At 40.1% G+C, this 8,862-nt stretch carries 9 protein-coding genes; 6 read left to right on the forward strand and 3 right to left on the reverse strand.

Translation table 11 applies throughout. From position 1 onward, the window contains the following. Both L2764_RS24215 and L2764_RS24220 read left to right on the forward strand, forming a co-directional pair. A partial coding sequence (locus L2764_RS24215) for a transposase (RefSeq protein ID WP_248942943.1) occupies positions 1 to 157 on the forward strand: 157 nt, incomplete at its 5' end. A 500-nt stretch (positions 158 to 657) separates the two neighbouring features. Then, complete coding sequence (locus L2764_RS24220; protein ID WP_248942935.1) at positions 658 to 927, forward strand: hypothetical protein; 270 nt, start codon at positions 658 to 660, stop codon at positions 925 to 927. 435 nt (positions 928 to 1,362) lie between these two features. On the opposite strand, the gene L2764_RS24225 is transcribed toward L2764_RS24220, so the two are convergent. Next, a complete protein-coding gene (locus L2764_RS24225) occupies positions 1,363 to 2,259 on the reverse strand; it encodes an EamA family transporter (RefSeq protein ID WP_248942936.1) in 897 nt (298 codons plus the stop codon). A gap of 232 nt (positions 2,260 to 2,491) precedes the next feature. Between L2764_RS24225 and L2764_RS24230 the strand changes: the two genes are divergently transcribed. From L2764_RS24230 to L2764_RS24240, 3 genes are all read left to right on the forward strand, one after another. Next, positions 2,492 to 2,728 carry a hypothetical protein gene (locus L2764_RS24230; RefSeq protein ID WP_248942937.1) on the forward strand — a complete coding sequence of 79 codons (237 nt, stop codon included), beginning with the start codon at positions 2,492 to 2,494 and terminating at the stop codon, positions 2,726 to 2,728. A 122-nt stretch (positions 2,729 to 2,850) separates the two neighbouring features. Continuing rightward, positions 2,851 to 4,188 (forward strand): DEAD/DEAH box helicase, encoded by a 1,338-nt coding sequence (locus L2764_RS24235; protein WP_248942938.1) that lies wholly within the window; start codon positions 2,851 to 2,853, stop codon positions 4,186 to 4,188. Between the two features lie 171 nt (positions 4,189 to 4,359). Beyond that, complete coding sequence (locus L2764_RS24240; RefSeq protein WP_248942939.1) at positions 4,360 to 5,535, forward strand: YbfB/YjiJ family MFS transporter; 1,176 nt, start codon at positions 4,360 to 4,362, stop codon at positions 5,533 to 5,535. Positions 5,536 to 5,774: 239 nt separating this feature from the next. Here the strand turns inward: L2764_RS24240 and L2764_RS24245 are convergent, their stop codons facing one another. Next, positions 5,775 to 6,401 (reverse strand): TetR/AcrR family transcriptional regulator, encoded by a 627-nt coding sequence (locus L2764_RS24245; protein ID WP_248942940.1) that lies wholly within the window; start codon positions 6,399 to 6,401, stop codon positions 5,775 to 5,777. Positions 6,402 to 6,585: 184 nt separating this feature from the next. On the opposite strand from L2764_RS24245, the gene L2764_RS24250 reads away from it, so the two are divergent. Beyond that, positions 6,586 to 7,239: a hypothetical protein gene (locus tag L2764_RS24250; protein WP_248942941.1), complete on the forward strand. Its 654-nt coding sequence runs from the start codon at positions 6,586 to 6,588 to the stop codon at positions 7,237 to 7,239. A gap of 879 nt (positions 7,240 to 8,118) precedes the next feature. On the opposite strand, the gene L2764_RS24255 is transcribed toward L2764_RS24250, so the two are convergent. Then, positions 8,119 to 8,376 (reverse strand): hypothetical protein, encoded by a 258-nt coding sequence (locus L2764_RS24255; RefSeq protein WP_248942942.1) that lies wholly within the window; start codon positions 8,374 to 8,376, stop codon positions 8,119 to 8,121. Positions 8,377 to 8,862 lie beyond the last annotated feature (486 nt).

Consider the following 8,862-nt stretch of genomic DNA (forward strand, 5'->3'; position numbering starts at 1 on the left):
TTACTCCCCTGAACTCAATATCATTGAAATACTGTGGAAAAAGATAAAGTATGAATGGTTATCTTGCCATGATTTTATCACTTTTGATGCACTCAAAGAGAGTGTAAAAAATATCATGGATAATTATCCGTCAAAATATACGATAACTTTTAGTTAAGCTTAGATTGCCATAATAACCTTATACTTGGTCTATCAAAAAAACGAATTCCCCCAACCAACTAGTCTAATGAGTTGATGTATTTAATCAAGAGATATTGATCTTCTACCTATTTTTAACGACATATTAAACAATCAATATATTAAAAATAAACAGACTGACATTAAGAGATACTTATACAACTAACGGATATTAAATCTTCTGTTATAAACTAATTGTTCACTCCCACCCTGCTAAAGTATAACAAGCTATCCCACCTAACCATTATTCTAATAAAAACATAACATTAAAACCGCATATTAATGAATAAAGTGAACTGCAATCAATCATGGACTTTGCAACCTTACCTGGCGCAATAACATGTGCTCAAAAAGATGTTTTCCCTTCATTGCCATCGATACAAGACATTACTCATTTCCAACAAAAATAAACCCACTGCCAATAGTAAAAACAAGTAAGATATTCAGTCAAAATAACATCCAGTGATGTATAGAGGTAAAATGAGTACTGAAGATGATGGTGTCATGACCGGTGAACACCTTAAACAAATAGTTGAAAATCAATTATCTGATGGAAATCCCATTAAAGTTAAAGCCACTCTAATGCGGTTAATGATGACCGGAACACCTCGTGATGAAGCGATAGAAGCGATTGCTTGCGCGTTGTCAGTAGAAGTGCTTGACGTCATGCAAGAGCAAACTGCTTTTAACTTAGTGCGTTATGAGTCTCATTTAGACTTACTGCCCGACATGAGTTGGATGGAGGAATAGTACTGCTTTATGCTGATCTTTAAGTGAGATATACGCTTCACTTGAAGATCATATCACTCATTAGCAAGTATATTGCTGAATAAATGTCCCTTTAAAAGATAAGTAATACACTCACCTTATCGCACTCCCCTGTCAGAAAGTGTCAGTAGTCCTTTTTTAACCGTTTATTTTGCTTATGTTCAATCATTTTAGAACGGGCCAGTATGGGTGGCCACTTAATATACCCAAACCACTTGACGATGCAGGATTCAGCTGGAATAAAAACACTTTTTAAGCAAGGTATTGAACTGATAGCTTAGTTATTCTAAGTTGATGTTCAATAACACAGCATAAATGTGTTTTAAACCAGCCCTTTGGGAGTCCGTAAAAATGCCTACTTCTGTGTTGCATTATCTTAAAAGGCTAATAAGCATTCCTACAATCATGCGCCTTGAACTACGCCTTTTTACGGGCTCTGAAAACATGCATCGTTAAGCGGCTTGGGTACATACAACACAAGAGCCCAACCCAAATAAATGAAAATGTAACTAACTTATGCACATCTAATAACTCGCCAAAAAATAATGTCGCCAACATAAATTGTAAGCTCGGTTCTAAATATTGAATAAGCCCAATAGAAGTCAATGATGTCCGCCTTAATGCGAGAGAAAACAGTATCACAGGTACTAAGGTCATAGGAGCAGTGAGCATGAAATAAATTTGAGTACTCAGATCACTTTGAAAAAAGACACCAGAATGCGATATGCCTTGATAAATCAACGCCGCTGCCGCAAATGGAAACAGCACCACAGATTCAACCATCACTGATGTCATTGCATCATAACGTACGCCTTTTTTTAACACGCCATACAACGCAAAAAAACCGCCCATTAACAACGCCAAAATAGGGACTTTTCCAGTAGTAATAATTAGATAGCTGACCCCTAAGAAGCTAAATACAATGGCAACCGCTTGGCCTGTTGTTGGCTTTTCTTTCAACAACACAATACTGAGCACAATAGTGATCAGAGGGTTAATAAAAAAACCTAAACTGGCTGTTAACACTTGCTGATGTGTCACAGCATAAATAAATGCATACCAACTCACGCACATCACTGAAGCGGCTAAAAAGCTATAACATAACGAAACTTTATCAGCCAAAATGCTTTTAAAATCATAGCGCATACTTATCAATCGGCTGAATATAAAAATCAACGGAACAGACCAAAAAATACGATGAACTAATAACTCAATGGTATTTTGCCCTTCGAGCAGCCCATAAAACATCGGAGTTAATCCCCACACCGCAAACGCAGTAATCGCAATTAAATTACCTTGTAAAGAACGATTCATAGCAGACTTCAATTAAACAATGATCAAACAGAGCTTTTACGCCTGTGGCGACGGTATTGCAAGCTTGTTTTTATACATATAAAGCGTTTCAGAAACATTATTTACAACTCTTTATTTAATCAAGATAATCAATTGGTTGTGTGACAACAATGAAAGGGGGTATGTGAACTAATCTCCAGATAAAAGTACAATTAACCAACATTGTCAAATAAAAAAAACAATGGAAACACAAATGAAACAAAATATAATAATAAAATTATCCATTATTGTTTTAATTGAGATATTTATGTGTAAGCCTTGGGTTATTTTTTCTTTTATGCTTTTTCCTACATCAATACATGCTGCAGCTGAAAGTTGGTCTCCCTATGTCACCATCTCGGAACTGTTTATAGAAGGCGAAGATTCAACACCTAGGGCCACTCTGGAATTTGAAACACCGATCCCAGATAGCTACCAAATTAATTTATAAAAATATTTATTTCTCACTTACTGATATAATACGCACACGCCACTCTGCCTTGCTGTCTTTAATGAATACAACTAGGCAGATTTAGCAATTGACCTATTATTGAATAACCAACTGAGATATCAATGCCTTTTTCTAAACTAGGATTAAGCGATCCCATTATAAAAGCCATAACCGAACAAGGTTATACTGTACCCACTCCCGTTCAAGCTAAGGCTATTCCAGTTATTTTGTCGGGTAGAAATGTTATTGCTGCAGCCCAAACGGGTACCGGTAAAACGGCCAGTTTTGTCCTCCCCATTTTAGAAAAACTAAAGCACTTTGAAACATTACGCAAAAAACGCATACGGGCATTAATCATCACCCCGACTCGTGAGCTCGCCGTACAAGTTGAACATAATATTACACAATACAGTACCCATCTCAATCTTACCTCTTTAGCCATGTATGGTGGTGTCCCGCTCGAGCCACAAAAACAAGCATTGATCCAGGGCGTCGATATTCTCGTTGCGACTCCAGGACGCTTACTCGATATGTATACTCAAAGAGCCATACATTTTGATGAGATAGAAATTTTAGTCTTAGATGAAGCCGATAGAATGCTGGATATGGGTTTTATTGAAGACATCAATAAGATCATGGATAAATTACCTCAAGAAAGACAGAATTTATTATTTTCGGCAACCCTTTCCAATCAAGTACGCGCTTTAGCTAAAACGACAATCGCTAAACCCGTTGAAATTTCAGTCATTGATAAATCAGCTCCAACAAAAATTGACCAATGGTTAATTACTGTTGATAAAGATAAAAAATCAGCTTTATTGAGTCATTTGATCAGTGAGCAACAGTGGCAGCAAACGCTGATTTTTATTGAAACTAAGCACGGAGCGGCTAAGCTCGTTAGCCAACTTGAAAAACGCGGCATAACAGCTGAGTGTATTCATGGCGGCCGTAGCCAAGAAATACGCGAGCGCATTTTAGCCGATTTTAAATCTGGAAAAATCAGCTTGTTAATCGCTACTGGTATTGCTGCTAGAGGTATCGATATTGATAGCCTGCCAAGAGTCGTTAATTACGACCTGCCTTATCCTGCTGATGATTATATTCATCGTATTGGTCGTACAGGCCGCGCAGGTAGCGAAGGTGAAGCGGTCTCTTTAGTCTCTAAAGATGACTTTAAAAACTTATGTGCCATTGAGACTAAGCTTGGGCACCTGATCACGCGTAAAGAAATCGAAGGCTTCGCACCTAAAAAATCCGTTCCCATGTCGATTTTAAATTATGTGCCAAAAAATAAAAAAGAGACCGATGGCAAACAAACGGCTAATAGCAATCATGATCGAAGAAAAGAAGAGTGCAAGAGCACAAATAAAGCCACAATGAGTCATAAATCCCACTCACCATCCAAGCCAAAATCATCTGCAGTCACCAACAAACTGCCCCTCAATCCATGGGGGAAGTAATCAATAAGTAAGCCCTTATCCAATAGATAGCATCAATGGCTATCTATTGGAACGATCTAAAATTTAACATAAAGGTACAGCCTCTAGTCATACCATTTAAAATCAATATGTTTTAGTACTAATTCTTCGTCTATATTAATATCATCCCCCCTCATAAAAAGCAGCCCATACATGGTTTTCTCCCATAAAAAAGCGGGCTTCTATAATGCATTTTCTGGATTTTGTTTACTGTTATTGGCCTTAGGCATTAATCGCTTTGCCTACACCCCTGCTATCCCTTTTTTAATCAATGAACACTGGCTCAGCAATGTTCAAGCGGGCTATGTGGGAAGCGCTAATTTCTTAGGCTATTTTTTAGGTGCGCTAACCGCTCACAAACTCAATCAACTCTTTAAAACATCACACTTAATGCTCAGCCTATTAACGATCTCTCTTGTTGCAGCCGCTCTTTGCACATTTGAATTCGGGTATTGGTGGTTAACCATATGGCGATTAGTACTAGGCATTAATGGTGGGGCCATAATGATTTTAGCCCCAAGTCTAATATTAACGCATCTACCTGACTCTCAAAAAGCCATGATAAGCGGGATTATTTTCGCTGGTATTGGAGTTGGGACCGCTTTAAGCAGTATCAGCATTCCACTATTTTTTTCAGTGGGAAATGTAACCGGCATATGGATTGGGTTAGTACTTATCACATTAGTGTTAGTGCTATTAACATGGCAAAAATGTGCTAACGCCCCCTCATATAGACCAACAAAGCAAGTACAGAAGATAAACTTAACCCATTCACAAAAAAGAACATTTACCATTGCGCTTATCGGCTATGGGTTATATGGAGTCGGACTCACCCCCAGCTTACTCTTTTTATCCGATTACGCACATCGTACGTTACATATGAGTTTACAATACAGCAGTACGCTATTTGCAATATTAGGCTTGGGAGCAGCAGTAGGTGCGATATCTGCAGGTATTTTACATCACAAATTAGGTAACTTTTTAGGCGTGATCATTACAGGTATTATCGGAATAATCAGTTTGTTTCTCATCGCTTGGTTCCCTTCATTGATTTTTGTCGCGATCAGTGCCTTTTTGTCAGGCTTTTATTTAATTGCATTGGTCACCTTAATGTCGCTATTTATTGGTCACTTAGTCTCAATGCAGCACCACGCTAAATACTGGGCATATATGACATTACTCTATGGCGCATCACAATTTATCGCCAGCTACGCCTTCTCTTATGGACTCAGTGTTAATCTTAGTTATGTCACTATGTTTAAAATCGGCGCGCTAGCCTTAACGCTATCGCTTTTATGCTATTTATACCTCAAACCAGAAGCACAATAATTAACAATGAGCACAAGATCGACCCTAAGCACTGGGTGTATACGGCCACTCAATTCGAAAGTCGCTTTAAGGCTTTGTCGACGCGGCACACAAACTAAAAGCCCTTGCTCAGAAAATGGGGCATCAAAAGCTGCTCGGTGCTTCTAACATAAACGCTACTTTCTTAACGCGGATGTCCTTTTTTCATTCTAATATTCTTACAGAATGGGGTTCTATAATATGAACGAATAGCCATATTATCAATATGCAATCCCCCGTAATTCTGACACGTTCTCCGTCCCTTTAAGGAACATTTTGACAACCACGCCTACGTGCTCCGAGATTTGATCTTCCTCAAGCGCAGCTGAATGAGTCATCAGTGCCTTTAGCACGAATTCACCCTTGATCATTTCGATGAAAATATACGCAGCGGCCCTTGCATCATCAATCTTTAGATTGCCACAAACACACTTGTACCGAAGGTAGCCTTCGACTCGTTTGGCGAGGACTTCTGGTCCTTTCGAAAAGGCCAACTTGCCTATATTGTGATCCTCATCTGAAAGCGCAATGAGCTGGCGAAACATTCCAACTACGTCATACCTTGTCATCGTTTTCAGATAGGTTTCACCTAGCACCGTTAGCCAAACTTTGGCCGGAGTGTCATCTGGTGGCAGGCTTTCAAAGGTTCTTAGGACATCCTCAGCGATACTTTCAAGAACTGCTCTAATAAGCCCATCTCTTCCATCAAAGTATGTGTAGATATTTCGCCGCGATCCCCCTGTTTTCTTGATGATCATATCGAGCGAGGTCGTTTTAAAGCCGTACTGAGTAAACAACTCACGCGCAGCTGCGATTATTTTATCCTTTTTGCTCGGCTTGGTATTCATGGCAGTTTCCGTGATAAAGGCATGTTTCACTTGAATGGTATTCACAAATATCATAGCATAGTCGACGTGGTATTATGAAATACCGCTAAGGTAATAACATGCTAGTAAGGATTGTAATGATGACCTAACGTCATACACCCATTGCAGTACCTAGGTCCAGCACACCAGAAAGGAAAAATCTAACATGCTCAAACACATTAAAACTACAATCACCTCAATCGCCGTCGGCTGCCTGTTCACCTTAGCGCTTCCGATCAGTGCTTTTGCCAACGATGATATTGATCAAAACCTGCAACGCTGGCTTGTCCAAGCCACCATCATTCCCGGCTCAGAGGATGTTCTGCAAGAACGTCTGTATCTGGCAAATGCAGCAGACCAACAACGACGTGACGATGGGATCCAGGAAGACTTGGCGCTTGTCGCTGCCGATCGGTCGACGGCGTGGATTGTGCTTCGTGCGGGATCCGAAGAGACCCTTCAAGACATCTTCGCGACGATGCCGCTAAACGACTACCAAACTTATATATGGACCTTGATCCGAAACGATCCTCCGATCAATGTTGCCAACAATGATATTAATCAAAACCTGAAACGCTGGTTTGTCCAAGCCACCAGATCAGATCTGGGACTACAAGGACGCCTACATCTGCCAAATCCGGCAGACCAACAACTAATTGCTGATCGGATTATAGAGGACTTGCCGTATATCGCGGAAGATCGGTCGACAGCGTGGATTGTGCTTCGTGCGGAGTCCGAAGAAACCCTTCAGGACATCATCGCAACGACGGACTACAGAACTTATTCGTGGACCTTAATCCTGAACGAAGAAGAAAACTAGCCCAAACCATGACCCATCAAGAAGAGACACAAAGAATGACTCTTAGATGTGGTTCTTCAGATCTGATCGGATAATTGCCAGTGTAACGTACATACGTTTCGACGCGTTCGGGATGTGAAATCGATCGGAACCGGAGTTGGTTTGTCGTGATATGGCCAGGTGTTTAAGAACGAAGTGAATTGCAAACGCCCTACTGATCTATAGGTTATCGGAGAAGTGAAACTCGAACGATCGACTATCTAAACACCGGTTCCAGTTGTTATTAGCTTTATTTTCTCAAACCTTAAAGGGGAACGATCGTTATTTTATTATCACTTTACTTTGTAAGCTCTTAACCAAGAAGAAAAGCTTTTATGCTGAAGCTTGCTAGATGCAAGGTCTACCATTTTATCTGCTAATGCTGTCTGATTAAGCCTAACTCTAGCATCTTTTATTTATAGGACTCTTCTCAATACTCATGGCTGGCTCAGCCTAGGCTGAAGCAAACTCTTGGCATCAACTCACTAAAGTCAACAAGATCACAGTACAAGGGGATACTTTCTATGTTCGAGGAGAATGTGTCAGTGGCCATAGCGGCACTCATTTATCGAGTTATTATGGAATGCTAAAACATACCGCTGACAATCCAGATCACAGTGAATATTACAGTATGGCACTGACAGCTCAAGTATCAGGTAAAGGCTTAAGATGTTATATCAGTTCAACCGATGATAAGGGCGTCTTCCTCATGAGTCGCTGCCATATGCTTTTAATTATAATTCCACATCATTTATTAGCCAGAGCCTAATATGCAAGCCTTACCAAGTACTTTGCTGGTAGTATATTCCCGCAAAACCATTATGGGACAAACGTGAGTTAGCGCATCAGCACTCACTCATATTACCCAAACCAATCAGGAAAGATCAGCGCCAAAGCAACAATAATAATAAAATAGGCCACTATTACCCCTAACCCAGTTAACACGATATAGAGATACTTCTTCGGATCAGACCAGTCTTTGTTAAATATTCGTAAATTTAACGTAAAAGCCATACCCCCAAACAGACCCCCCACGGCTCCGCTCACAAAAATGAGCCCCAGCGGCCACATACAGGCTAACTTTTCATACCACTTCAGCGTTATCAGCTGCACCTTCATCCCTCTCTCCTTTTTACCTGTAACCATCGATGTTAAAACAAATGGCATCCTTTAAAGCACTTGATTTCGACCACAAACTTATCACTCTTAAGATCTTGTTGTTATTCACGAATAGTCTAATGAGTGTTCGGAAAGGTGAAAGAGAAAGCTGACTACATGGCCCTTAGCGGTATTTTTAATTGTATTTCATCGACGCGGCGGTTATCGACATATTCAATACCTTGATATTCTCCGCTGTGCCCTGTGATGATAATTTTGCCTTTATCACGCCGCTCAAGGACTTTTTTGGCTTCAACAACGATTTGCGGATAAAAATCATCGACATTTACGGGCTCATCATCAGGACAAAAAGGTCCATGTGCAAATAATGTTACCGCTTAGATTGCCATAATAACCGACACACTTTGGTATAGAAAAGAGGGTTAGCTGCCTATAAGCTTCAATCTCTCACAAAATCGGCCAAGGTTCTCAAATGAAAAACCAATA

Source organism: Shewanella surugensis (assembly GCF_023284005.1).
GTDB classification, from domain to species: Bacteria; Pseudomonadota; Gammaproteobacteria; order Enterobacterales; family Shewanellaceae; genus Shewanella; species Shewanella surugensis.

What these genes read in the sequence shown, in the direction of transcription:
- L2764_RS24220 (WP_248942935.1), top strand. Translation starts at nt 658, where the DNA reads ATGAGTACTGAAGATGATGGTGTCATGACCGGTGAACACCTTAAACAA.
- L2764_RS24225 (WP_248942936.1), bottom strand. Translation starts at nt 2,259, where the DNA reads ATGAATCGTTCTTTACAAGGTAATTTAATTGCGATTACTGCGTTTGCG.
- L2764_RS24230 (WP_248942937.1), top strand. Translation starts at nt 2,492, where the DNA reads ATGAAACAAAATATAATAATAAAATTATCCATTATTGTTTTAATTGAG.
- L2764_RS24235 (WP_248942938.1), top strand. Translation starts at nt 2,851, where the DNA reads ATGCCTTTTTCTAAACTAGGATTAAGCGATCCCATTATAAAAGCCATA.
- L2764_RS24240 (WP_248942939.1), top strand. Translation starts at nt 4,360, where the DNA reads ATGGTTTTCTCCCATAAAAAAGCGGGCTTCTATAATGCATTTTCTGGA.
- L2764_RS24245 (WP_248942940.1), bottom strand. Translation starts at nt 6,401, where the DNA reads ATGAATACCAAGCCGAGCAAAAAGGATAAAATAATCGCAGCTGCGCGT.
- L2764_RS24250 (WP_248942941.1), top strand. Translation starts at nt 6,586, where the DNA reads ATGCTCAAACACATTAAAACTACAATCACCTCAATCGCCGTCGGCTGC.
- L2764_RS24255 (WP_248942942.1), bottom strand. Translation starts at nt 8,376, where the DNA reads ATGAAGGTGCAGCTGATAACGCTGAAGTGGTATGAAAAGTTAGCCTGT.